Source organism: Spirosoma luteolum, from assembly GCF_054778875.1.
This window is the reverse complement of record NZ_BAAGZE010000006.1, coordinates 365,278-388,332: the sequence shown is the minus strand read 5'-3', so window position 1 is coordinate 388,332 and position 23,055 is coordinate 365,278. Positions and strand designations below refer to the sequence as shown.

The window sequence follows — 23,055 nt, the reverse complement described above, 5'->3', positions numbered from 1 at the left end:
TGAAAATCGGCCGATAGTTAGTAAACCAGCCTGAGTGAAACAAAATAATCCTGATCGGAGGTCTGCAGCATCAGCTCGTGCCGGCCCGGATAAATCAGCTGGAGCCGTTTGCGCACGTTGTCGAGGCCAACGCCCGTTCCGCGGGGGGCGGCCGGCGGGTCGGCGGGGCGCTGGTGCCGGCTGTTGTGCACTTTCAGGTATAGCTGGGTGCTGTCGAAGGTAAGCGTAATGTACAACCAGGATGCATGCCGCAGGCTGATTCCATACTTGAACGCATTTTCGATGAAGGGTGTCAGCAGCATGGGGGCGATAAAGATCGGGCGATCGGGCTCCTGCAGCGTAACCCGGATGTCGATCGGGTGGGTTTCGTCGATGCGCAGCCGCTGCAGGGCAATGTAGTTTTGCAGGTACTCGACTTCTTTGTCGAGCGGAATGCGGTCGCGGTTGTTTTCGTGGAGCATAAACCGCATCATGTCGCCGAGTTTCTGAATGCCGTCGGCCGTTTTTTCGCTTTTTTCGGTGAGTGCCGTGGCGTAGAGGCTGTTTAGGGCATTGAACAGAAAGTGCGGGTTGATCTGGGCCCGCAGGCTGGCCAGTTCGGCCGCTCCCGTCGACACCTGGGCCTGGAGCACCGTTTTTTCGCGGTTGAGCGCCTGCCGGCCGTAGGCTATGCCAACGGCACTGAGCAGAATCAGGGCGATAAACACCAGAATAGGATCAACGACCCGGAAGCCAAAATTCAGCGAAGCCAGGAAGACCACCGCAGTGGCCCCGGCTGTGCCCAGCACCAGGCCCCCCAGGCGGAGCAGCAGCTGCGACTCGGTGGCACGGGGTGGCCGCAGCAGGGGCAGCACACGGGTGTACAGATAAGCCTGTGCCAATAGTATGATCTCGCCGAAGCCCAGCAGCAGCAGGCCATCGCGCAGGTCACCGCGCCACAGGGTAACGGGCAGGTTACTGGCAACCGCCAGATGTAGCAGGTACAGCGCCAGCAGCGCGGGCAGGCCGTACCGCACCAGACCGGAAGGAGACTCGCTGTCGCGGGTCGCTCGGCGAACCAGAAACTGGTAGTACTGATACAGCAGCTCGTAGGCGCCCATCAGAATCCCAAACCCAATGGTATCGGCCAGCACGGTGCGCAGGCGAAAGAGCGAATAGGTTTTCAGACCGATGATGGCGCCGGCCTGGTTGTGCTGGTAGCGAACGTACAGGGTAAGGTAATGGTAGAGCCCAACGCCCGCCAGCAGCAGTCCGGCGGCAAGGCCCAGCAGCAGCCAGGCGGGCCGGTTGACCAGGCTGGTTTGCAGGCGCGGTACTGCTTCCTGATGCACGACCGACCAGGCCCCCAGCACGAGCAGCGCCCCGCCAATGAGCGGCACATTTCGGTTCAGGGTATGATCGTAGTGCGCCAGCATGGGCCAGAAGGTACCAGCGGCAATACCGTTGCCTGTCGAGGCCAGGCCGATCAGCCCGTCCAGGCGATCGGCAGCTACCAGCAACGTACGGACTACGTAGAGAGCGAGGGCGGCCGTGACAAACATCAGCTCGTACCGGCGGGTTACACTAGGTGGTTGCATGCTTTTTTTTTACCAAAACTAAACGGCGTGGTGGGGTATGGGGGCCAAAAGGGATGAACCCCTCTGAAAATGGGATGAATCGCCGGAGCCGGGCCAGTGGGGCTTCTAAGGAGTTTCTAAGATCCGGTTAAGGTGGTTCTAAGTGCGCCGAAAGACCTTTGTGGGCCGTACCATGCGCGTTACATAGCCAATCCTCTTTATGCAAACTGACAAATCGATGAACAAACGCTTACTGATCGTTTCGTACCGGCTGCCCTTCGCGGTAAAACCCTCAGACAATGGGCCCGAACTGGTGCAGAATTCAGGTGGGCTGGTATCGGCGGTGCTGTCGATGGCCGAACAGCTGGGACACCCGGCTGGCAGCCAGGCCGCCAAAATTCACTGGGTAGGGCATGGCGATGCCGCCCTGGAGCAATACCAGTCCACGGCGCTCGAGAACGATCGGTTTGTGGCCCACCCGGTCTTTATGGATGAAGCCGTCCATACTGGCTTTTACGAGGGCTTCAGCAACAACCTGATCTGGCCTCTCTTCCATTATTTCCCTTCCTATGCGTCATTCCGGGAGAGCGACTTCAACTGCTATCAGCAGGCCAACACCCGCTTTCTGGAAGAGCTGACAGCGCTGATCGAACCCGGCGATCTGGTCTGGATCCACGATTTTCAGCTAATGCTGCTGCCCGAGATGCTGCGGCAGGCCGTACCCGACGCCACGATCGGCTTTTTCTTCCATATTCCGTTTCCGACCTACGAAATCGTGAAGCTGCTGCCCCGCGCCTGGCGACAGCAGCTGATCGGCGGTCTGCTCGGGGCCGATGTGGTGGGTTTTCATACCGCCGACTACAAACAGCATTTTCTGCAAAGCGTGTCGGAAGTACTGAACCGGCCCATCATTGGTTCGCGCATTGTGCTGCCCGAGCGCAGTGTGCAGGTCGGCGAATACCCCATCAGCATCGATTTCAATAAATTCAACGAGGCCGCTGTCGATCCCGATGTGGTCGAGAAGCGGGAGCGGTATCTGCGGCTGCTGGGCAACAACCGGCTTATTTTCTCGGTCGACCGTCTCGATTATACCAAAGGCATCATCAGCCGGCTGCTGGGCTATGAGCGGTTTCTGATTCAGTACCCCGAGTGGCAGAACAAGGTTACGTTTGTGATGACGGTGGTGCCCTCGCGCGACAAGATCGGGCAGTACCAGGAGTTGAAACGGGAGATCGAGGAGTCGGTGGGGCGCATCAACGGCTTGTTCGGCAGTATCGGCTGGCGCCCGATTGTGTATTCCTATGCCTCGCTGACCTTTACGGAGCTGATGGCGCTCTACACGGGCTGCGATGTGGCCCTGATTACACCTATCCGCGACGGCATGAATCTGGTCTGCAAGGAGTTTGTGGGCAGTCGGCAGGATGAGCAGGGCGTACTGATTCTGAGCGAGCTGGCGGGAGCCGCCCAGGAGCTGCCCGACGCCATCATCATTAACCCGACCGATACGCAGGAGGTTGCCGACGCCATCGAGCAGGCGCTGTCGATGCCGCCTGCCGAGCAGACGCGCCGGATGAAAACCATGCGCCGACATCTGCAGAATCACACCGTGTTCCGGTGGAGTCACGACTTTCTCACTGCCTTCAATCATACGATGACCGATCAGCCCACTATCGAAACCGACCTGCCGATTCCTGAGTTTCTGGCGGGTTTCAGCCATGCCTCGCAGCGGTTGCTGCTGTTCGATTTCGACGGCACCCTTGCCCCGCTCGTAAACGATCCGGCACAGGCCCGCCCCGCCGATGGCATCCTCGATACGCTGCGGCAGCTGGCCGAGCGCAATGACCTGGTGGTGATCAGCGGCCGCGACCGGGCCTTTCTCGAAAAAACGTTTGCCGGCGTGCCGATTTGTCTGGTGGCTGAACACGGCGCTTTCCTGAAAAAAGCCGATCAGGACTGGGAGCGGCTCGACCTGACCACCGACGACTGGGTCATGCCCGTCCGGGCGCTGATCGAACCCCTGGTGGCGCGGTATCCGGGTTCGTTTATCGAACAGAAGGAAACGGCCATTGCCTGGCATTACCGCAACGCCGAGGCCGACGATATCGAAGGACAGGCGGTTGAACTGGCCGCGCAGCTGCGGGGAGCCGAGTCGGCGGTTGCGCTGGCGGTGATCCAGGGCAGCAAGGTGGTCGAGGTGAAACCCGCCCAGCATTCGAAAGGCACGGTGGCGCTGCGGATTCTGGAGCAGCGCCCCTACGACTTCATCGTGAGTATCGGCGACGATACCACCGACGAGGATATGTTCCGGCAGATGCCCAACTGGGCCTATACCGTAAAGGTTGGTGCCGGACAATCGTATGCGCGGTACCGGGTGGCCCGGCAGCGCGATGTCGATACGCTGCTGGAGCAGCTGAACGAATCGATGGTCGAGGCCTGAGTGGACACTCCCCGTCGGCCGATCGGGCGTGACATAGCGTTCAACTGACCGGGTTTTCCGAATATTGCGCATCCGGAGGTGGGCTGCCGTCTGCATGAGACTGCCCACCCCCGGTCCTAAACCGAATCGGATATGAAAGTGCTGGTTGTTGAAGACGAACCCAAAACGCTGCAGGCCATTCAGCAGGGGCTCGAAGAAAGTCAGTTTGAAGTCGACATCGCCTACGATGGCCTGCTGGCCAAGCGGCTGGCCCTGAAAAACAATTACGCGGCCATTATCACCGACCTGATTCTGCCGGGGCTCAATGGCTATGAGCTGTGCCGGCAGCTACGGGCCGAGGGCATCACTACGCCCCTGCTGATGCTGACGGCCCTGGGCGAAACCGACGACAAAATAATGGGGTTCGATGCCGGTGCCGATCAGTATCTGACCAAGCCGTTCCAGTTTTCGGAGCTGCTGGCCCGGGTGCGTTCGCTTACCAAGCGAGGCACGCAGGTGACCCGCACGGCGCAGTCGCTGCGCTACGGGGGGATCGAGATGAACCTGGATGCCAAAACCGTGATGCGCGACGGGCAGGCCATCGAGCTGACGGCCCGCGAGTTTGCCCTGCTCGAATTTCTGATGCGCAACCAGGGGCGGGTTCTGTCGAAGCCGCTCATTGCCGAACACGTCTGGGATCTGAATTTCGATACGGGCACCAACGTGGTAGAAGTGTATATCAACTACCTGCGTAAAAAAATCGACCGTGGTTTTTCCAAGAAGCTGATTCATACCCACTTCGGTATGGGTTATATGCTGAACGAGGAGTAGGCACGGCCACGCTGGCCCCGCAGGTATGACCATCCGCAATCGACTGACGTTCCGGTTTCTGAGTCTGGTGTGCAGCATTCTGATGCTCACCTTTGTCAGCATTTACGCCTTTTGCTGGTACTTTATTTCGTCGGATTTCTACCGGCGGCTCGACCGGAAGGCCTACACCGCCGGCGAATTGCTCATCCGGCACCGGCTCGACGCGCAGCTGGTCCGGCAGCTCAACCGGATCCGTAAAGACCAGCTCCCGGAACAGCGTATCCTGATCTTCGACGCGCGCGATTCGCTGATCTTCGGCACCGACGAGGCTCACCTGCTCAATATCGACTCGGCCCGGCTGGCCTCGATCCGGCGCGATATTCACCGCGATTATCAGTCGAACCGCTACTACGTGTCGGCCATCCGGTTCTCGACCGGGGCAGGGCAGTACATTGTGGTGGCCGGGGCCCGCAACACCTACGGCGATGCGTTTCTCCGGCGGTTGCTGTGGGCGCTGTTTGGCCTGTTCTGCCTGATTGCCGCCATTACGGGGCTGGCCGGCTGGCTCTTTGCCGGCGATGCGCTCCGGCCCATGCAGCAGATCGACGACATTGTCAGCGCTATTTTTCCCAACAACCGCGACGAACGGCTGGCCGTCAGCGCCGACGATGACGAAATCAGCCGCCTTTCCACGACCATCAACCGGCTGCTCGACCGCGTGGGCGAGTCGTTTCGGCTGCAGCGTATGTTCGTGGCCAACGTATCGCACGAGCTAAAGAACCCGCTCACCCAGATCAGCTCGCAGCTCGAGGTAAGCCTGCTCAACCAGCGGCAGCCCGAAGCCTACCGGCAAACCATTCGGTCGGTGCTCGACGACGTGACCCAGCTGTCGGCGCTGACCCACGAGCTGCTGCAGTTATCGCAGGTTAGTCAGGACCATACCGCCGGATTGCTGACCGACCGCGTCCGGATAGACGAACTGGTGTGGGATATCCGGGAGGTGGTGTCGGCGATGGCCCCCCGCAACCATGTGGTGGTAACGCTCGACGATCTGCCCGACGACCCCGACCAGCTGACGGTTCCGGGCAACCGGACGCTGCTGGCTACGGCGCTCAGAAACCTGACCGAAAACGCCTGTAAATTTTCGGACGACGGGCAGGCACTGGTGCAGGTCCGCTACACCCCGTCGGCCCTGCTGATTGGCATTCAGAACACGGGGCCGGCCATACCGGCGGCCGAACTACCGTATATTTTTGAGCCTTTCTACCGGAGCCGGCAAACCGCCGGGGTACGGGGCTACGGGGTAGGGCTGTCGCTGGTTGAGCGTATCGTTCGGCTTCACGGCGGACAGATCGAGGTGCAGTCGGCCGCCGGACAACCCACCGTATTTGCCATTTGGCTGCCCCGCTGAGTATTGGATTCTAAGGAGTTTCTAAGGTGTTTTTCAGGAAATCATAAGGCGGCACGGCTAGGTTTGTACCGGTCGACACACGCTAGACGGGTCGGCTCCAGCCTATGATCGACCCTCAATACCGCCTGGCCTTTTCGCCCTTCCTGCCGCCGGTTTCCGTGCAGCCAACCCCCGGCACGGCGGGCGGCCCCGCCCCCAAGCCGCCCCGCCAGCCCGACTGGCTGCCGCTGCTGATTGGGGTGCTGCTGCTGTTGAGCGTGCTGCTGCTGTGGCTCGTCGATCTGCCCGATCTATTCTGAGCCTTTTCGCTAGTCGACCAGCAGCTTGACCCGTTTGCTTTTAGTCCGACGCTGTAGCCATTGCTCGATGCGACGCCGTTCGGCGGGCGTATGGCGTCGCGAAAAGCGGGCGTACACCAGCAGAACCGTGTCGGGCCGGGTGCGGTTGCCCGTCATCAGCAGCGACGGGGCTGCTGTAAACGCCTGCACATCGGGCATCAGCGTGCGCAGTTCATCGCGCAGGTCGGCAACGACCATGGGCGTCGTCAGACCCAGGTCGTTGCCGACCTGCGCAGCGAATCGATAATCTGATCTTTACGGGCAATGGAGCCCTGGCTGTATTTGATGACCTGATCGGTGATGGTGTTCTTGAGGGCGTCGACATCGATCTCGGCATCCTTGAAGCTACCCTGCCGAACAACAAGCTGCGTATGGTCGAGACCGTAGGGCAGCATTCTGGCTTTGAGCAGCGCAATGGAGTCGGCCGGCAGCGGTTCGCCCACCAGGGTCAGCTCGAGGGTCGACTGGTTTCGGTTGAAGCGGGCGTTGTAGCTGACCACCTGCCGGAACTGAAAGTTGCACTCTCGGGTCACAAACCGCTTGGCTTCCTGCTCGAAGATTGTTTTTCGGACGATCTGATAGCCCAGGTAACTGCTGGGCACGACTACGACCAGCACCGCCAGCCAGATGGTAGTGCGAATGCGCCGTTCGATCTCGGGCGTGGCATAGGCTTTCTGGTGGTAGCCCAGAAAGCGCACGATCAGGAAGGTGGCGATGCTGATGCAGACGCTGTTGATCAGGAAGAGGTAGAACGCGCCGGCAAAATAATACAGGTTGCCTGACGAGAGGCCGTAGCCTGCCGTACAGAGGGGCGGCATGAGGGCGGTGGCGATGGCAACGCCCGGAATAACGTTGGTTACCTTATCCCGGCGCGACGCGGCTACAATGCCCACCAACCCCCCGAAAAACGCGATAAACGCATCCCACACGCTGGGCGAGGTGCGGGCCAGCAATTCCGACTGCGCAACGTGGAGCGGACTGATCAGGAAGTAGACCGTTGAGGTAAGCAGGCTGATAAACACGGCGATCCCGAGGTTTTTCAGCGACTTCAGAATCAGATCGAGGTCATTGATGCCGATGCCCAGCCCGATACCCATGATCGGCCCCATCAGGGGCGAAATAAGCATGGCACCAATGATGATCGACGCCGAATTGACGTTGAGCCCGATCGACGCGATGAAGATGGCGAAGATCAGGGTCCAGAGATTGACGCCCCTGAACTCGGCGCCCCGGCTGATCGACTGGATGATGGCCGCTTCGTCTTCCTTGTCGTCGTCCAGGCTAAACCGGTCGCGTAACTGCGCACTCAGCCGGCTGAAAAAATCGGTTTTGGGGGGAGGGGCAGATCGACTGCTTTGCTGCGTCATACGGTCGCTTCCAAACGTGAGTAAAGGCTGCTTACAGCCAAAGAAGAACATCGAAGATAAGGGTTCAGGCTGGTCCGCGCGACCTGCGGGCGATTTTCAACCCGGCGGCTACCCCCTGATCAGCCTGTTGCTGGCCGGTACCGACCGGACAAAGATGCGGCTGGTCGAGGATAACTGGCCCGTTTTAGCGTTAATAGCGTTACGTTACTCAATCTCCCATTCGAAACGCGCTATGCTACCAGAAACTACTTCCCGACCGCATTATCATCAGTTTTCCCTGTCGCTACTATCGGTGGCAATCATCACAGCCGCCATCTACCTGGGGCAGGATATTCTGGTGCCGCTGGCTATGGCCGGCCTGATTGCTGTGTTGCTGCGCCCCATCGAAGACCGGCTCATCCGCTGGGGTGTTCACAAGGTTATTGCCATCAGTCTGGCGCTGCTGCTGGCCATCGTGCTGGTAGCGGGGTTGGCCGTACTGATCTCGATGCAGCTCTCGGAGTTTACCGACGATCTGCCCAAACTGCGCGACAACCTCAACGAGCTGGTGCACAAAGCCCAGCGCTGGGTGCGTAACGAGTACAACGTGAGTTATCGGCAGCAGGCTAAATACCTGCAGAAAGCGCAGACTCAGACGCTCGATACACTGCAGAGCCCCGATACGCTGGGTGTGATTACGGGCCCCCTGGGCACGCTGACCCTGATTCCGATCTACGTGTTTCTGCTGCTGTATTACCGCACCATGCTGCTGCATTTTGTGGTGGTGCTGTTTCCGGAGCGCCACACCGCCCGCGTGAAAGAAGTAATGAGTGAAGTAAAGGCCGTTATCCAGAGCTATGTGGTGGGGCTGCTGATCGAAACGGCCGCCGTAGCGGGCCTCAACGCCATTGGGCTGGTGATTCTGAATGTGCAATATGCCCTGCTCCTGAGCGTGATTGCGGCCATTCTGAACCTGATTCCCTACATCGGGGGGCTGGTGGCAACCGTACTGACGGTACTGGTTACGTTTGGCAATCAGCCCGACCCGTCTATCATGCTGGGGGTGCTGATCGTGTTTATCGTCGTGCAGTTTATCGATAACAACCTGCTGGTGCCGCTTATTGTGGGTTCCAAAGTGCGGGTCAACGCGCTGGTATCGATTGTAGGCGTGCTGGTGGGGGGCGCGCTGGCGGGCGTGTCGGGCATGTTTCTGTCCATTCCGGCCATCGCCATTATGAAAGTGATTTTCGACCGGGTCGAGAGCCTGCGGGCGTGGGGTGTGCTGCTGGGCGACCAGACGCCCGAAGAAGCGGGCAGTAACCTCTGGCGGCTCAAACGCCGGAAGCGCCCCGCCGTCGTGGCGGAGTAAAAAAAAGCCCGGCACGTTGGTCAACGCGCCGGGCTTTTTTTAGGTAACCAAACCCGATGGCCTTCCTGTCGCTGTGGAATCGGACTGATTTTCCAAGACAGACCGGGCGAAGGGTGTCGGCTTTGCCGCAGCCAATGAAAGCGTCAGGCCCACACCAGGGGAATGGCTAGTTAACCCGTCGGTCTACGATGTTTAGTTTGGCGAGGGTTTCAAGTAATTTGCGGAGCCCCTCTTCGCCAACTTCACGACTTACGACCTGACCCTCCGGCGAAATGAGCAGATAAGACGGGTAGCTTTTGATCGTTAGCAAATGGCTGAACCGTCGCGCATTAGCCTGTCCGATCAGCTCACCAATCTGAAGCCATTTAATGTTGTTTTCGCGTACGATCGAAGCTGATTTGGCGAAGTCTGCGGCCTTATACTCATTGGCCACGCCAATAATTTCGAGTTTGTTACGATCAGCGGCATCGTACACCTTCTTAGTCAGTGGGATACTTCGAAGGCATGGACCGCACCAGGAGCCCCAGAAATCGAGCAGGACGTATTTGTTTCGTTTCAGAAATGACTTGACTGAAACCGTTCCACTATCCAGGGTCGTACCCGTTAAATCGGGGATCTGGTTTGTGACATACCCACCGTTCGGGCGTTTGTCATACCCGTTGTAAACCAGGGTCAATGTATTGGTTTCGGGGTTGTACGCCACTGATCTGAATAGATGCCCACCGACGGAGAGGCCCTCTCCGTTTCGATCGGGAGATTCGCGCTGGTATTCCAGGTTTTCTTTTTGAATCTTTATCCAGAAATTTCTGGGGTCGTCGAGTTGGCCCGGTACGCTGGGGGCTATCACAACTTTAAACGTAGTATCCCGGACCGAAAAAGTGCCCTGAGATTGTCTATAGCTCAGCGTATAAACCTGAAGTTTCCCTTCCAGTTTATTGGGGTAGGAATAAGCCAGGTCGAATGGTTTTAGTTTGACTGCCGTCTGTTTCTGAACGATTCGGTTATTACGGAACAATTCGTAGGTGACAAGTACGGTAGGAGCCAGTTCCAGCGAATCATCCCGGTACCTTTTTTCCACCGTCAACGTATCAAACGCATACACGGTGTCGTCGAGAAAATCGTGATTGTTGTTGCTATCGACAACAACGATTTTTTTCGATCCTTTCAACCCGGAGAAAATTCCGACGTACGATTTTATGAAATTCCTGGAGAGGGTGGTTGTGTCAATTCTGTAATCACGGACCGACTTCAGGAAGGTGGTCCGGTCCCGTTTTCCACATACATACTCGCTGTACCAAAGCTGATAGACATTGATGGCTGCAATGCCAATGCGCGAGGCTTCACAGGATGGCATCCCTGTATAAACTGAATCGAAGGCCCGGGTCGAGGTTGGTATAGTGCTACGCACCATATCTCTATTGCCAAGCTTATGTTGCAGCACTACCCGAATGGTATCGCTTCGCTGACCCTGCGCAAACGGGCTACCAGCAATCAGTAGTAGAGAAGTCAAAAGCACAAACTTCATGATAGCGTGAATCTGGATATCAAGTGACCATCACATTTAGTCGGAATCTAGGGATAAGTAACTAAGGCACAAATTGTATTTACTCAACGGGATGTGCTGATTCGATAGGCTTCGACGTCCAGCCGAACACGTGCAGACTCGCCTGGTTGCCAGTAGCGGATCGAGTGTCGTTTAACACTGACGGGTGGGGTTTAGGAAACCCACTTTGGCGGTCGGGGTGAAGATGCGGCTTGCTCATCCCGATCTGTCTGGGCATCAGTCAAATTTATCGGCCACGGTAACGCCCGGCCAGGTATCGGTGCGGAAGGGGCTGGCCGGGAAGCCCGCTTTGTTGAACAGGTTGGCATCGACAGGCGCATCGGCCCAGCCGTAGCGCACGGCTACGGGTTTGGTCACGGCCGGGTGCATCACCTCCACCGTGTTGTCGGGGCGAATGTGGGCTTCGGCGTAATGAAACACCTTGTCGTCGCCGGCAATTTCGAAGCCGGTCAGGTAGGGGTAACGTCCCCGGGTGGTCAGGCCGCCTTCGGTGTTGGTAAACGTAAGCAGGGCTTTGCTGCCCTCCAGCCGCATGGCTTGGTAAAGCGGGGAGCCAGCAGGCTGGGCAAGGCCGTAGGTCTGTTTCAGGGCAACGGCGGCCAGCCGCTGACCCACCGTTTTTTTGTCAGTCGGGTGAATATCGGCGGGGTTGCCCACATCGGTCGTTACGGCCATGCCCGTCTGCGGCAGCTGCAGGGTCATGGTCTGAGCTTCGCGCAGCTCGGCCCAGTTACTGCCCTGGTTACTGCTCTGGTTGGCCCCGTAGCTCGACAGCTGTACGAAATAAAAGGGGAACGTATGGCCCCACCGTTTTCGCCAGTCGTTGATCAGCAGCGGAAACGTTTGTCGGTACTGATAGGCACGGCCGGCGTTGGTTTCGCCCTGGTACCAGAGGGCTCCGCGGATGCCGAACGGCAACAGGGGGGCAATCATGGCGTTGTAGATACTGACGCCTACATTGTTCATGAACCGGGTGTAGGTGTGCGGTTCGGCAAAGGCGGGTCGCAAAAACCAGTCGCCCCCGAGCGCCATGTGCTGTCCGTTGCCATCGACCGCCAGATCGTTCGCCGAGCCCATCAGGCCCAGCCCGAACCACGCCGGGTTCTGCATGTTGCCCATCCGGATCAGCAGGCGGTTGGTGCCGGCCTGCCAGGTGTTGGGCGGCAGCGTAAGCCGGCGGTTGCCGGTCAGCACCCCGTTGGCCACCAGCCGGCCGTTGATGTAAATCTGGTTGGGGCTGTCGTTCTGGGCCAGACTCAGCGTGGTTTCTACCCCGACCAGCTCGGCCGGAATCTCGATCAGGCGGGCCATGTAGCCCTGCCCCCGAAACCCTTTCATGTCTTTCCAGTCCCACTGCCCCATGGGGTCGGCTTTACGCCAGCCCGAAAAGTCGTAGGCCGGGTCGCGGTAACGCTGTTCGTCGGCCGGGGTAGGGGTCAGGTTGTCCGCGCCCAGCAGTTGCCGGCGCAGTTTCTGATCGACCAGGCTGTCGGCCTGGGCCCAGCTGGTGGGCAGGTGTTCGGCGTAGGTGCGCAGCTCGGGATCGGTCAGCATGGCTTCCTTACTGATCCAGCCCTCGGCCTGCGAGCCGCCCCATGAGGTGTGCAGCAACCCGATGGGCACGTCGACCTGCCGGGCCACGGCCTGGGCGAAGTAATAGCCCACGGCCGTAAACTCGCCCACGGTCTGGGGCGAACAGACAGCCCACTCGCCCGCGGTCAGGTCGGCCTGGGGCGTGAGCGCCAGCTGGTGATCGACCCGGAAGTGGCGTATGCGGGGGTAGTTGGCGGTGGCTTTTTCGGTAGCGTAGTGATCCGCCTGCTTCACGGGCCACTCCATGTTCGACTGGCCCGAGCAAAGCCAGACATCGCCGATCAGCACATCGGCCGCCCCGGCCTTACCCGAGCGGGCCGACACGGCCAGCGTATGGGGGCCGCCTGCCTCGAGGGGGCTGAACCGCACCATCCACTTGCCGGCCGCATCGGCTTTGGCCGTCTGCTGCTGGCCAGCCAGCCGGACCGTAACGGTTTCGCCCGGTTTGGCCCAGCCCCAGACCGGCAGGGGCTGCTGCCGTTGCAGCACAACATGATCGGAAAACAGCCGGGCCAGCCGCACCTGCGCGCCGGCAACGGAACTGACAAACAACAAACTCAGGAACAGAAAACGGGTCATGGTAACAAGCATCGGGTACATGGAATTGAAGCGATCGGGGTTAGCGGCCGGATGTGGAAGCGGGCAGCGGGGCCGAATTACTGATAAAAGCCACCCGGCGGCTGTCGGGCGACCACGACGGGGTGTTGATGGTGCCCTGCCCGCCATAAACATACGCAATCACGCGCAGTGAGGCCGGGTCGGGCCGGCCGTTTACCAGGTTCATGTGGCGCAGGTACACATGCCGGTAAAACGGATGGTCGTCGGGCGATACGTCGGTGCCGAACGACAGCATCACCAGCTGTTTGCCGTCGGGCGAAATGTGCGGAAACCAGTTGTTGAAGCCGTCGCTGGTGATGGGTTCGGGGTTGCTGCCATCGGCGTTCATGCGCCAGATCTGCATGGTGCCGCTGCGGGTCGAGTTAAAGTAGATATGCCGGCCGTCGGGCGCGTACTCGGCTCCGTCGTCGAGGCCTTTGACCTTGGTCAGCTGGGTTTCGGGACCTCCGTTGGCGCCTACGCGGTAGATGTCGAAATCGCCGTTGCGCTCGCCGGTGAAGATGAGCGATTGCCCGTCGGGCGACCAGCTGTGCAGGTACGAATGGCCCACCGGCGTGATGCGTTTGGGCGTGCCCCCCTGCACCGGCACCGTAAAGACGATGGACTTGCCGTCGACACTGCTGCTCAGCCCCAGCTGCCTGCCATCGAACGAGAGCACGTGATCGTTGTTGTTGCTGGTAACCGTGCCGGTATTGATAGGGCTAACGGCTTTGCTTTTAAAATCGAAGCGGTAGATCCGGCCGTTGCTGTTGTAGATCAGTGAACGGTTGTCGGGTGTCCAGTTGGGTGCCTGCAGCGATTCGGGGCTGTAGTGCAGGATGGTGCGCCGGCCCGTGGCCACGTCGAGTGTTTCAAGGTTACTGCCAATGTATTCGCGGTAGGGCACAAAGTTGGGCCGGGCGGGCAGGCTGATCCGTACATCATCGAACGTACCTTCTTCGAGCACGTCGGCGTTATGCGACCCCACAAAAAGCCCCACATACACGTCATCGCCCAGCGCCAGGTCGGTAACCTGCTGCGTCACGAAGGGCTGCCCGAAGCGCGCGACCGACATGGTGTAGGTGGTGCCGCGCCGGGCCAGCTGAATCACATCGGCCTGGGTGAGTGCCGACCGTTGTTCCTCGGTGTTGGCCCCGGTGGTGCGCCGAAACTGCAGCGAGGTCAGGCCATCGCCGTGCACCACGGCGTTGATGTGAGCTGCATTGGTGTCGAGACTGTTGCGGACCATCCAGCCCACTTTGCGGTGCGGATCGACGCCCTTGCCCACCAGTGCGGCCCGGGTGTAGAGAATAAAATCGCCCTTGAGTTTTTTCCAGGCAAACTGAAATTCATCGTGGTCGAACCAGATGTTGTAGCCGGCGCCCCTGAGCCGATACTGCCCCGTACGGGCATCGAAGCGGGCCGAGCCGGCTTTGCGAACCCGGCCAATGTCGGTATGGCCATCGAAGAGGCCCAGCGGCTGCGCCGAACCGGGCGCCAATGAAAAACAGAGCAGGCCGAATAGAACGGCCCGGCAGATGCGCAACGTCATAGCAGGAGGAGTTTAGGAAAGGAAAGCAATTGGCCAGGAAGAAGACGGGGCCGGCGCTGTGTGGCGGTAAAGGCGTCGGCCGGAGCGTTTTACCCCAGCTGCCGGCCCTAAATGTCCAGACAGCACAAAGCCACCCGCCGTCAGGAAACTGCTGGTCGGGTGGCTTTGGTGGACCGGGCTGCTTATTTCACCAGCACGATGTTGTCGAAGTAAAACGTTTCGTCCTGCTTGTCGGGGCCTTTGATCCGGAAGGCGATCTGCTTCAGGGTTTTACCCGCCGACCAGAAGTCCATGTCCGACAGCCTGAGCTTGAAATACGTCCAGGTGCCGGCTTTCACGTCGATGCGGTTTTTCTCGTCGAAGCCGCCCATGCCCCCCGCGCTTACGTCGGTCGAGATGTAGAGCGAGTAATCGGCCGATGCGCCTTTCACCCAGCCCGCAATGTAGGTATAGTCTTTCGAGTAGTCGACGCCCGACCAGTTGGCAAACCCGATCAGGTGCCAGTTGCCTTTCTGGTAGGTTTTGGTGGCCGACGAGGTGCCCATCTTGGCTTCTTTGGTGCTGATGGTGCCGGCATCGCCCCAGGAGTTGTCCTGGAATCCGTTCATATACCCGTCGGCCACGATCTGATAGGCCTTGTCGAGGTTGATGAACTCCTGGCGGGTCCGGATGCGGCCCGTACCGTTGGTGATACTCAGCGTAGCGCGGGTGAGCGTCGAAGCCGGCATCTGCACCACCAGCTGCTTCTTGGCTTTCGAGACAATCGTTGCCGCATCCGAAATGCCTTTTACCGAATCGGCAAAGGCCACGGCCGACACGTCGTCGAGGTTGTTGCCCGTGATGGTGATGGTCGATCCCTTCGTGAAATCATAGGCCGATACGTCCGATACGGTGGGGTAGGCCAATACCTTGAACGGTACGGCAACGCTCTGTCCGGCGCTGTTGGTAAAGGTCACTTTCTGCATCCCGCCCGACGCTTCGGACGGTACCCGGAAAATAAGGGCTTCGGCGGTGTTTAGCGTGGGCTGAAAGGCCGCCGGTACACCCTGTTTTTCGAACACGATGGTCCGGATGTCGCCCAGGCCGGTGCCGGTCAGCGTAACCACGCTGCCCCCGGCGGCCGAGTCGGGCATGAGTTTGGTGGCCACGGGCGTGCCGGGACTGATCGGCGGCCGACCGTCGGTGTCTTTTTCGCAGGAGGTGGTCAGCAGGGCGGTGCAGGCGGTCAGCAGCGACAGGCCGGCCAGCCGACTGATTGTATGGAAATTCATGGCGATGCTTGTTAGAAAACGGTTGGGTTGCGGGTCAGACGCGTACCAGCGGGTGGCTGCGCCCGACCCGGCAACGAATTAGTTGTAGTACGGAACGGGGTCTTTGCCCAGCTCGGGATCCTGCACGATTTCGCCGGCCGGAATGGGCAGGTACATCTTGTCCTGGGTAAAGGTGGTGATGTAGTTGGGGTTGCCCTTCGAGCCGCGGTTCTGCTTTTCGATGATGGCTTTGGCCCTGGCAAAGCCCTGCCGCTGAATGTCGTACCAGTAGTCGCCTTCGAAAGCAAACTCAACCCGGCGCTCGTGCAGCACGTCGTTCAGGGTGATGGCTGTTTTGGCCGGCAGCCCAGCCCGCGCCCGCACCTTGTTGAAGGCGTCGAGGGCTTTGGCATCGCTGGTCGACGCGTTGGTGCCCAGCACGGCTTCGGCGTAAATCAGCAGCACATCGGCGTAGCGCAGCAGCACCACGTTGTTGCCCGAGTTCTGACCCAGCACGGGCTCACCTCCGTAGGTTTTGCCGGGACCGGCAAAATACTTGGTGATGTTGGCGCGGGTGGGGCTCAGGCTACCACCCTCTTCAACCGGCTGCAGGGTATCGTATTTGAAACCGTTGGCCATAAAGGCGTTGTATTTGGGGGCGTTGGCGCGCTGGGGCTTCCAGGTGGGGTTGGTCCAGCCGTGTTCCATCACCGACCATTTCCGGCGCAGGTCGCCAAATTCGTATTCGTTCAGCAGGTCGAGCGAGGGCACGTACATTTCCCAGGCGTCGGCTTCGGACGTACGCAGGGCCCCGGCCCCGCGGTCGGGGTTTTTGATGTTGCCCGTACCCCATGGGTCCTGCGAAAACTGGTGCTGAATGGAGAAGAGGGCCTCAGGGTTGTTGTTCATGCTGCTCTTGGTAAACATCCCGTTGTAGTCGTTCACGAGCGTGTACTTACCCGAGTTGATCACCTCGTCGGCCTTGGCTTTGGCGTTGGCGTAGTCCTTGTTGTAGAGGTACAGCTTGGCCATCATGCCCCTGGCAACGGTCTTGGTCAGGCGGCCCGGCGCGTCGGTGTCGGGGAGTCCTTTTTCGGCCATCTGCAGCTCCTCGAGCGCAAAGCGCAGCACATCCTGCTGGCGGTAACGGGGAATGTTGAAGTTGCCCGACAGGGCCGTAGCGCCGGGGTCGGTGATGATGGGCGCGGCTCCCCAGGTGCGGGCGATGTAGAAATAGATGGTGCCCCGGATGAAATGACATTCGGCAATGGCGGGGTCGAGGTAGCTGGCATCGCCACCGGCGGCTTTCTTTTCCTCAAAGGTTTTGATCATCACGTTGGCGTAGCCGATGATCTTGTAGAAAGCCCCCCAGGCCGCCCCGATCCGGTCGGAGGCCGACGAAACGGTAAAGTTGAGGTATTCGACGTCGGTGTAGGTAAACATGTTGCCGGCCATAACATCGCCGATGGCATCCTGCGCCCGGCTTTCGTAGTTGCGCCAGGGCAGTCCGCTGTAGAGCGTGCTGGTAGCCGCCCGCACCTCGTCGGCATTGTTGTAGTAGTTGCCGGTTGTGGTGCCCGAGAGCGAAGGGCGGTCGATAAAGTCTTTGCTGCAGGCCGACAGCAGCGCCGGCAGCACCAGGGCAGCATATAGGAAGTTGCGTTTCATAAATAAAATGAGTGATTGAGCGATTGGGAGCATGAGTGTGATCGTGTCGGGAGTGGGTGCCAGACGGCTTGCCCACTCAACCACTCAATCCCTCAATCGCCCAATGAACGTTAAAACTGAAGATTAGCACCCACGGTAAACGTGCGGGGGTTGGGGTAGTGGCCCATATCGACGTTCATCAGCTTGATGCTGTTGTTGAACGAGCCGATCTCCGGATCGTAGCCCGAATAGCTGGTGAAGGTTTTGAGGTTCTGGATCGAGCCGTAGATGCGCAGGTTCTGAATCTTTACCCGGTTGAGCAGCGCCTTTGGCAGTCGGTAACCCAGCGTGATGTTCTGAATCCGGGCGTACGACGCGTCTTCGACATAGCGATCCGACATGGCCGTGTTGTTTTTGTTGGTGGCCGTGAAGCGGGGCAGGCTGCCGTCAGGATTCTGCTCGGTGTAGCGGTCGGTAACCGTGCGGAGCTGGTTGGTATAGGCGTTGTTGAGACCCTCGAGCTGCCACCGCAGGAAGTTGAACGCTTTGGCGCCCTGACTGCCCTGCAGGAAAATCGACAGGTCGAAATCACCGTAGTTGAACGAGTTGGTAAAACCCCAGCTGAACTTCGGCAGCGGACTGCCGATGAAGGTGTAGTCCTGTGCGTCGATCTTTCCGTCGCCGTTGATGTCTTTGTACCGCACATCACCCAGCCAGGTTTCGTTGGTATTCACCTTGTAGCCAAACTGCGGCAGACTCTTGTCGAGGTCGGCCTGGGTGCGGAACAGCCCATCCGTCATCAGGCCCCAGAACGAACCCACGGGCCGGCCGGGGGTGGTGTGGGTGATGAGGTAGTTGTTGTAATACACCTTGCCATCGAGAGCCGAGGCCGCGCTGGCCGCTTTGTCGTAGCGGTTGGTAAACTGGGTAAATACCAGGTTGGTCTTCCAGCTGAAGTTGCCCTTCTTGATGTTGTTGGTCGTGATGCCGATGTCGACACCCGTGTTGGTCATCTGGCCGGCGTTGCCCAGCGGAGCTTTCAGGTCATCCCACTGATCGCCTACCCCGATCAGGTTGGGACCCGTCAGGAAGATAATCATGTCGGACGTTACCTTCTTGTACACGTCGATCGTCGCGTCGATGCGGCCGTTGAAGAAGCCCAGGTCGACCCCGGCGTTGGCCGTTTTCACCGACTCCCATTTCAGGTTCGGGTTGGGAATACCGTTGATCATGTTCGACGAGCCGAAGCCCACCGGACCCGAGAAAAACTGCACCGCGCCCACGTAGGCCGGGTTAGGCGCACCACCGGGGAAGTTCTGGTTGCCCACCGCCCCGTAGCCCAGCCGCAGCTTGGCATAGCTCAGCACGTTGGCAATCGAACCCTTCATAAATTTCTCGTTCGAGACCGTCCAGCCCAGCGATACGCCCGGAAAATACCCCCAGCGGTTGTTGGGGCCGAAGTTCGACGACCCATCGGTACGGAAGCTGGCCGATACCGAGTAGCGATCGTCGTAGGTGTAGTTGGCGCGGGCAAAGTACGATTCCATGGCCCACTGACCCTTGCCGCCGTTGAGGCCCCAGGTGGTCTGGTCCGAACTGCCCGTGCTGAGGTCGAAGATGTTGGCCTGCAGGTCGACCTTCGTTCCCGAAATGGCCTGGTAGTACGAGTTCTGAGCCTGATGCCCGACCGTGGCCTGGATGCCGTGTTTCTTCACGTACTTGTTGTATGTCAGGTAATTCGTCAGCGACCAGTAGTAGCTGTCGGAGCGCGAGTCGATTAGTTTGCTGCGGAAGGCCGTGGTGCCCACGTTGCCGGCTTTCTGGTAGGCCACGTTGTTGTCCTGCCCCAGCGAGTACGACAGTTCGTTGCGGAACGAGAGGTCTTTGAGCAGCTGAAACTCGGCGTAGAGGCTACCGAAGATGTTGTTGGTGGTTTTGGTATTGCCCCGATACTGGCTGTTGCCCACCAGGTTGGAGCCGTAGTACTGCACCCCGCCAACCGTCTGGCCACCGCCCCAGGTACCGTCGAGGTTTTTGACGGGCGTGAGCGGGCTGGTCGAGGCCCCCCACCAGATGGTTCCTTCGGCGGCATCGGCCAGCGAGATGTTCTGGATGCTGCGCGACACGTTGGCGCTGATGCCTACCTTGGCCCAGGTTTTCAGCTGGGTGTCGAGGCTGAACCGCGATGCGTAGCGTTTGAAGTCGGAACCTAGTAGGATACCCTTGTTGTCGAAGTAGTTGAGCGACAGGTAGTACGTGGTGCGGTCGCGCCCGCCCGAGAAGCTCAGCTGGTGGTTGTTGATCTTGCCGCGCTGAAACATGGCGTCCTGCCAGTCGGTGCCGGGTCCCAGCAGGTCGGGGTTCTTGAACTCGTCGGCGCGGGGACTGCCGATCAGCGGCAGCACTTCGTTCTGGTAGCGGGCAAAATCGGGCAGCTTCATCAGGTCGAGCCGGCGGGCCACTTCCGATACGCCCGTGTACATCTCGTAGTTGATTTTGCCTTCGCCCTGTTTGCCTTTCTTGGTCGTAATCAAGATAACCCCGTTGGCCGCCTGCGAGCCGTAGATGGCCTGCGCCGAAGCATCTTTCAGCACGTCGATGCTTTCAATATCGTTGGGGTTGAGCATGGCCATGACCGAGTTGCCGGTCTGCCCGTCGCTGCCACCGAGACCCGAGAAGCCACTGCTGGCCGAGGTGTTGCCGCCCACAAACGGCACGCCGTCGATCACAAACAGCGGGTCGTTGCTGTTGATGGACGTAACGCCCCGCACTTTTACCGATACACCACCGCCCGGCTGGCCGCCGTTGCTCGTAACGGTAACGCCGGCTGCTTTGCCCTGCAGCAGCTGATCGACCCCGGCCGCCGGAATGTCTTTCAGGTCGGCGGCTTTTACAGTCGTGATCGACGAGGTTACGTCCGACCGTTTGGCCGTACCGTAGCCAATCACGACCACCTCGTCGAGCGACTGATCGCCCGATTGCAGCGTGATGTTGAGGTTGGTGCGGCTGCCCAGCTCCACCTCCTGCGTTTTCATGCCGATGAAGGAAATCACGAGCGTTTTGGCGCCGTTGGGCATGGTGAGCGCGAAAGCCCCGTTGACATCGGTGGTCGTACCGATCTGGGTGCCTTTTACCGATACGGTTGCGCCGGGTAGGCCGTTGCCTTTTTCGTCGGAAACGGTGCCCCGAATAAGGGCTTTGTTGTCGGCTGCCGGCCGGGCGGGGGCCTGCGCAGCCCGGTTCGAATCGGCCGGGCGCCGGCTGGCCGGCCGATCCTGTGCCTGTACCGATTGCCAGCAGCTGAGCAGGATGGCGCCGGACAGGACGGTTCCGGTTAGAAAACGGTTGATCATAGGGGGTAGCGGTTGGTTAATGGAGTAAGGTGATGGAACTAGTAGAAAATAGGGTCGGGGAGCCTGTGCAGGCAGGGGTATTGGTCATAAACGGGAGCATGGGGCCGCAGGGGCCGGGTTAATCGGTATTGACGGCATTGGCAAGGGTTTGCACCAGCTGGGGCACGGTCGGCACGTTGAACTTCATCAGCAGGCTGCTCCGGTGAAAATCCACGGCATCGGCACTGGTACAGAGTTGATGGGCAATCTGCTGGGTCGACAGCCCCTGCCGCAGCAGCAGCAGCACGTCGGCTTCGCGGGAGGTCAGGGTGGGGCGGCTGGTCGTCCGGCCCGCTGCCTGATCGGCGGCTGTAGCCGCCAGCATGACGGGGTGGAGCGAGGGGCTCACGTAGGGCTGACCCTGATAGACCGTGCGAACAGCCTGGATGAGTTCGGTTCGGGTGGTGTTCTTGAGCACGTATCCTTTGGCACCCTGGCGAAAAATGCGCTGGATAACGCTCACATCGTCGTGCATGGTCAGCGCAATCACGTGCAGGGCGGGGTGGCGGGCGGCAAGCTGCTCGCATAAGGCGAGCCCGTCGGTAAGTTGCGGAAACGACAGATCCAGCAAAATCACATCGACCGGTTCGCGGGCCAGGGTGTCGAGCACCATGGGAACGCTGTAGCAGCAGCTGACCACCTTGATATCCGCTGTTCCGGCCAGCAGGGCACCAATGCCATCGGCAAACACAGCATGATCGTCGGCGATCAGTAAGCGGATCATGTACAAATCGGTAAGGCAAAAAAAGAGGAAGGCAAACCTACTTAACCAATGATGACAAAGCTGGGGCACAGCTCTATCAAAAATTGAACTTTGTTTAGCAAAATTAGGATTGGTCGAGTGTCTGTCTACTAGGGGAAACCCCAGTTGCCCAAAAATTAGTGAAAACCCTAGGCAATTGGTCGACAAAGAAAAGGGCCTGTACAGTGCGTACAGGCCCTTTTTGGCAAACAGATGCCCATGAATGTCAGGCCGGTGCGGCTCAGCTGGCCGAGGGGGGTACGTTATTTGAACTTCGCCAGTAATGTGATGCTGTTGGCTACCATGCCGGTGCTGCGGGTGTAGTGGCCGTAGCGCAGTTCGACGCTCTGCCAGGACCGGATGCCGAGCAGGCCGCCGGGGGGCGCCAGCCGAACGCCGGCCCCCAGAAACTGACTCGTGAAGCCCGAAATGTCGTAGTCGCTCGTGTAATAGCGGTCGGTGGGCGCGTGCTGCCCGTAGGCGGCAAAGTAGCGCACGGCCGTTTGCCGGCTGTAGCGGTAAAACGGACTGACCGACGCAAAGGACGTAATTTTGATGGGCGTTTCGAGGTTGACCGTGTGCGCCTGCATACCCCAGTCGTCGACGTAATAGCGGTAGAAGCTGCGCAGAATTACCCGGTCGCCGAAGAAATAGTGCAGCCGCAGGCCCACGGGCAGTTTGAGCCGTGTGCCGGGCAGCCGCTCCACCGTTTCCGACCCATCGGTAAAATACATCCGGTGGAAGGGCGTGCTCAGCAGCCCCTGCTGAAAAGCGGGCTCAACCGTCAGCAGCACCTGCATCCGCTTGTTGACGATCTGCGAAAGCGACAGGCCGGCGTTGTAGGAGTTGCGGGGTTTGTGGTCGACGGGGTCGGTATCGCCCTCGGCCCCCGAGCCGTAGCCCTCGGGTCGCAGTTCGGCCGGCAGAATCACCGTCCAGGTATCGAAAAAAGCGCCGGCCTTCACACTCAGCTCGCGGTTGTTATCGGCCGACGCTTTCACAAAACTCAGGTTGATGCCATACGACTTGTAATCGTATTCGGTGGAGTACGACAGCGCAATGCCTTTGGTGGTGCGGCTGGCGTCGTCGTGTACACTCCACGACACGGTGGGGTATATATGCGTATCGCTCCGCGACGCCGACGACACGGTGAGCGGATCGATCTTGTCCGACGAGGCCGAGGTGTAGTGGTCGATGTTGAGGTCGAACACCAGGCTGTGCTGCCGGTTCCGGCGGTCGGTCGATTTCAGTACGAGGTCGAACGACTGGGCGTAGTCGGTTAGTTTTTCGCTGCCGATGCCCCCCGTCACGGCCGAGTTGTTACCGTCCTGGTTGTAGTAGCTCGATACCAGGTTTAGCTCCTCAATTTTCAGCTTGCGGGCTTCGTAGGCCGGTGCGGTTGTCTGGGCATAGCCGGCCCGCATCAGACCGAGCAGCAGGCTTACCGATAGGCAGATTTTCTTCATGTCGGT

At 59.5% G+C, this 23,055-nt stretch carries 16 protein-coding genes; 5 read left to right on the top strand and 11 right to left on the bottom strand.

What is annotated here, in order from left to right; all coding sequences use genetic code 11:
* Window positions 1-17: 17 nt before the first annotated feature.
* Window positions 18-1,577, bottom strand: coding sequence for a sensor histidine kinase (locus tag ACYVAC_RS12230; RefSeq protein WP_461097970.1), 1,560 nt, complete (start codon window positions 1,575-1,577; stop codon window positions 18-20).
* Window positions 1,578-1,794: 217 nt separating this feature from the next.
* Between ACYVAC_RS12230 and ACYVAC_RS12225 the strand changes: the two genes are divergently transcribed.
* The 4 genes from ACYVAC_RS12225 to ACYVAC_RS12210 all read left to right on the top strand — a co-directional run bounded on the left by ACYVAC_RS12225 (window position 1,795) and on the right by ACYVAC_RS12210 (window position 6,492).
* Entirely contained in the window at window positions 1,795-3,993 is a 2,199-nt protein-coding gene (locus tag ACYVAC_RS12225) for a bifunctional alpha,alpha-trehalose-phosphate synthase (UDP-forming)/trehalose-phosphatase (RefSeq protein WP_461097969.1), read from the top strand.
* 132 nt (window positions 3,994-4,125) lie between these two features.
* A complete protein-coding gene (locus ACYVAC_RS12220) occupies window positions 4,126-4,803 on the top strand; it encodes a response regulator transcription factor (RefSeq protein WP_461097968.1) in 678 nt (225 codons plus the stop codon).
* A gap of 25 nt (window positions 4,804-4,828) precedes the next feature.
* Window positions 4,829-6,193: a sensor histidine kinase gene (locus tag ACYVAC_RS12215; protein WP_461097967.1), complete on the top strand. Its 1,365-nt coding sequence runs from the start codon at window positions 4,829-4,831 to the stop codon at window positions 6,191-6,193.
* Window positions 6,194-6,297: 104 nt separating this feature from the next.
* On the top strand, window positions 6,298-6,492 hold the full coding sequence (locus ACYVAC_RS12210) for a hypothetical protein (protein WP_461097966.1): 195 nt from the start codon (window positions 6,298-6,300) through the stop codon (window positions 6,490-6,492).
* Between the two features lie 9 nt (window positions 6,493-6,501).
* On the opposite strand, the gene ACYVAC_RS12205 is transcribed toward ACYVAC_RS12210, so the two are convergent.
* The gene (locus ACYVAC_RS12205) at window positions 6,502-6,729 is read right to left on the bottom strand and encodes a hypothetical protein (RefSeq protein WP_461097965.1); all 228 of its coding nucleotides are present in this window, start codon (window positions 6,727-6,729) and stop codon (window positions 6,502-6,504) included.
* An 8-nt stretch (window positions 6,730-6,737) separates the two neighbouring features.
* A complete protein-coding gene (locus ACYVAC_RS12200; protein ID WP_461097964.1) occupies window positions 6,738-7,898 on the bottom strand; it encodes a TIGR00341 family protein in 1,161 nt (386 codons plus the stop codon).
* Window positions 7,899-8,130: 232 nt separating this feature from the next.
* Between ACYVAC_RS12200 and ACYVAC_RS12195 the strand changes: the two genes are divergently transcribed.
* Window positions 8,131-9,246, top strand: a complete 1,116-nt coding sequence (locus tag ACYVAC_RS12195; RefSeq protein ID WP_461097963.1) for an AI-2E family transporter — start codon at window positions 8,131-8,133, stop codon at window positions 9,244-9,246.
* 166 nt (window positions 9,247-9,412) lie between these two features.
* Here the strand turns inward: ACYVAC_RS12195 and ACYVAC_RS12190 are convergent, their stop codons facing one another.
* From ACYVAC_RS12190 to ACYVAC_RS12155, 8 genes are all read right to left on the bottom strand, one after another.
* On the bottom strand, window positions 9,413-10,771 hold the full coding sequence (locus tag ACYVAC_RS12190) for a TlpA family protein disulfide reductase (RefSeq protein WP_461097962.1): 1,359 nt from the start codon (window positions 10,769-10,771) through the stop codon (window positions 9,413-9,415).
* A 255-nt stretch (window positions 10,772-11,026) separates the two neighbouring features.
* Window positions 11,027-12,994, bottom strand: a complete 1,968-nt coding sequence (locus tag ACYVAC_RS12185) for a sialate O-acetylesterase (protein WP_461097961.1) — start codon at window positions 12,992-12,994, stop codon at window positions 11,027-11,029.
* 28 nt (window positions 12,995-13,022) lie between these two features.
* Entirely contained in the window at window positions 13,023-14,552 is a 1,530-nt protein-coding gene (locus ACYVAC_RS12180; protein ID WP_461097960.1) for a TolB family protein, read from the bottom strand.
* Window positions 14,553-14,734: 182 nt separating this feature from the next.
* Window positions 14,735-15,823: an IPT/TIG domain-containing protein gene (locus tag ACYVAC_RS12175; protein ID WP_461097959.1), complete on the bottom strand. Its 1,089-nt coding sequence runs from the start codon at window positions 15,821-15,823 to the stop codon at window positions 14,735-14,737.
* 78 nt (window positions 15,824-15,901) lie between these two features.
* Window positions 15,902-17,470 carry a RagB/SusD family nutrient uptake outer membrane protein gene (locus ACYVAC_RS12170; protein WP_461097958.1) on the bottom strand — a complete coding sequence of 523 codons (1,569 nt, stop codon included), beginning with the start codon at window positions 17,468-17,470 and terminating at the stop codon, window positions 15,902-15,904.
* A gap of 110 nt (window positions 17,471-17,580) precedes the next feature.
* Window positions 17,581-20,802 (bottom strand): SusC/RagA family TonB-linked outer membrane protein, encoded by a 3,222-nt coding sequence (locus ACYVAC_RS12165; protein ID WP_461097957.1) that lies wholly within the window; start codon window positions 20,800-20,802, stop codon window positions 17,581-17,583.
* A gap of 118 nt (window positions 20,803-20,920) precedes the next feature.
* Window positions 20,921-21,565: a response regulator gene (locus ACYVAC_RS12160; protein ID WP_461097956.1), complete on the bottom strand. Its 645-nt coding sequence runs from the start codon at window positions 21,563-21,565 to the stop codon at window positions 20,921-20,923.
* Window positions 21,566-21,846: 281 nt separating this feature from the next.
* Complete coding sequence (locus tag ACYVAC_RS12155) at window positions 21,847-23,049, bottom strand: DUF3570 domain-containing protein (protein WP_461097955.1); 1,203 nt, start codon at window positions 23,047-23,049, stop codon at window positions 21,847-21,849.
* Between the last annotated feature and the right edge of the window lie 6 nt (window positions 23,050-23,055).

Bases quoted from the DNA above. Each gene is read 5' to 3' on its own strand.
- ACYVAC_RS12200 (WP_461097964.1), bottom strand. From the start codon at position 7,898: ATGACGCAGCAAAGCAGTCGATCTGCCCCTCCCCCCAAAACCGATTTT.
- ACYVAC_RS12220 (WP_461097968.1), top strand. From the start codon at position 4,126: ATGAAAGTGCTGGTTGTTGAAGACGAACCCAAAACGCTGCAGGCCATT.
- ACYVAC_RS12175 (WP_461097959.1), bottom strand. From the start codon at position 15,823: ATGAATTTCCATACAATCAGTCGGCTGGCCGGCCTGTCGCTGCTGACC.
- ACYVAC_RS12185 (WP_461097961.1), bottom strand. From the start codon at position 12,994: ATGCTTGTTACCATGACCCGTTTTCTGTTCCTGAGTTTGTTGTTTGTC.
- ACYVAC_RS12160 (WP_461097956.1), bottom strand. From the start codon at position 21,565: ATGATCCGCTTACTGATCGCCGACGATCATGCTGTGTTTGCCGATGGC.
- ACYVAC_RS12215 (WP_461097967.1), top strand. From the start codon at position 4,829: ATGACCATCCGCAATCGACTGACGTTCCGGTTTCTGAGTCTGGTGTGC.
- ACYVAC_RS12155 (WP_461097955.1), bottom strand. From the start codon at position 23,049: ATGAAGAAAATCTGCCTATCGGTAAGCCTGCTGCTCGGTCTGATGCGG.
- ACYVAC_RS12210 (WP_461097966.1), top strand. From the start codon at position 6,298: ATGATCGACCCTCAATACCGCCTGGCCTTTTCGCCCTTCCTGCCGCCG.
- ACYVAC_RS12230 (WP_461097970.1), bottom strand. From the start codon at position 1,577: ATGCAACCACCTAGTGTAACCCGCCGGTACGAGCTGATGTTTGTCACG.
- ACYVAC_RS12165 (WP_461097957.1), bottom strand. From the start codon at position 20,802: ATGATCAACCGTTTTCTAACCGGAACCGTCCTGTCCGGCGCCATCCTG.
- ACYVAC_RS12180 (WP_461097960.1), bottom strand. From the start codon at position 14,552: ATGACGTTGCGCATCTGCCGGGCCGTTCTATTCGGCCTGCTCTGTTTT.
- ACYVAC_RS12195 (WP_461097963.1), top strand. From the start codon at position 8,131: ATGCTACCAGAAACTACTTCCCGACCGCATTATCATCAGTTTTCCCTG.
- ACYVAC_RS12205 (WP_461097965.1), bottom strand. From the start codon at position 6,729: ATGGTCGTTGCCGACCTGCGCGATGAACTGCGCACGCTGATGCCCGAT.
- ACYVAC_RS12190 (WP_461097962.1), bottom strand. From the start codon at position 10,771: ATGAAGTTTGTGCTTTTGACTTCTCTACTACTGATTGCTGGTAGCCCG.
- ACYVAC_RS12225 (WP_461097969.1), top strand. From the start codon at position 1,795: ATGAACAAACGCTTACTGATCGTTTCGTACCGGCTGCCCTTCGCGGTA.
- ACYVAC_RS12170 (WP_461097958.1), bottom strand. From the start codon at position 17,470: ATGAAACGCAACTTCCTATATGCTGCCCTGGTGCTGCCGGCGCTGCTG.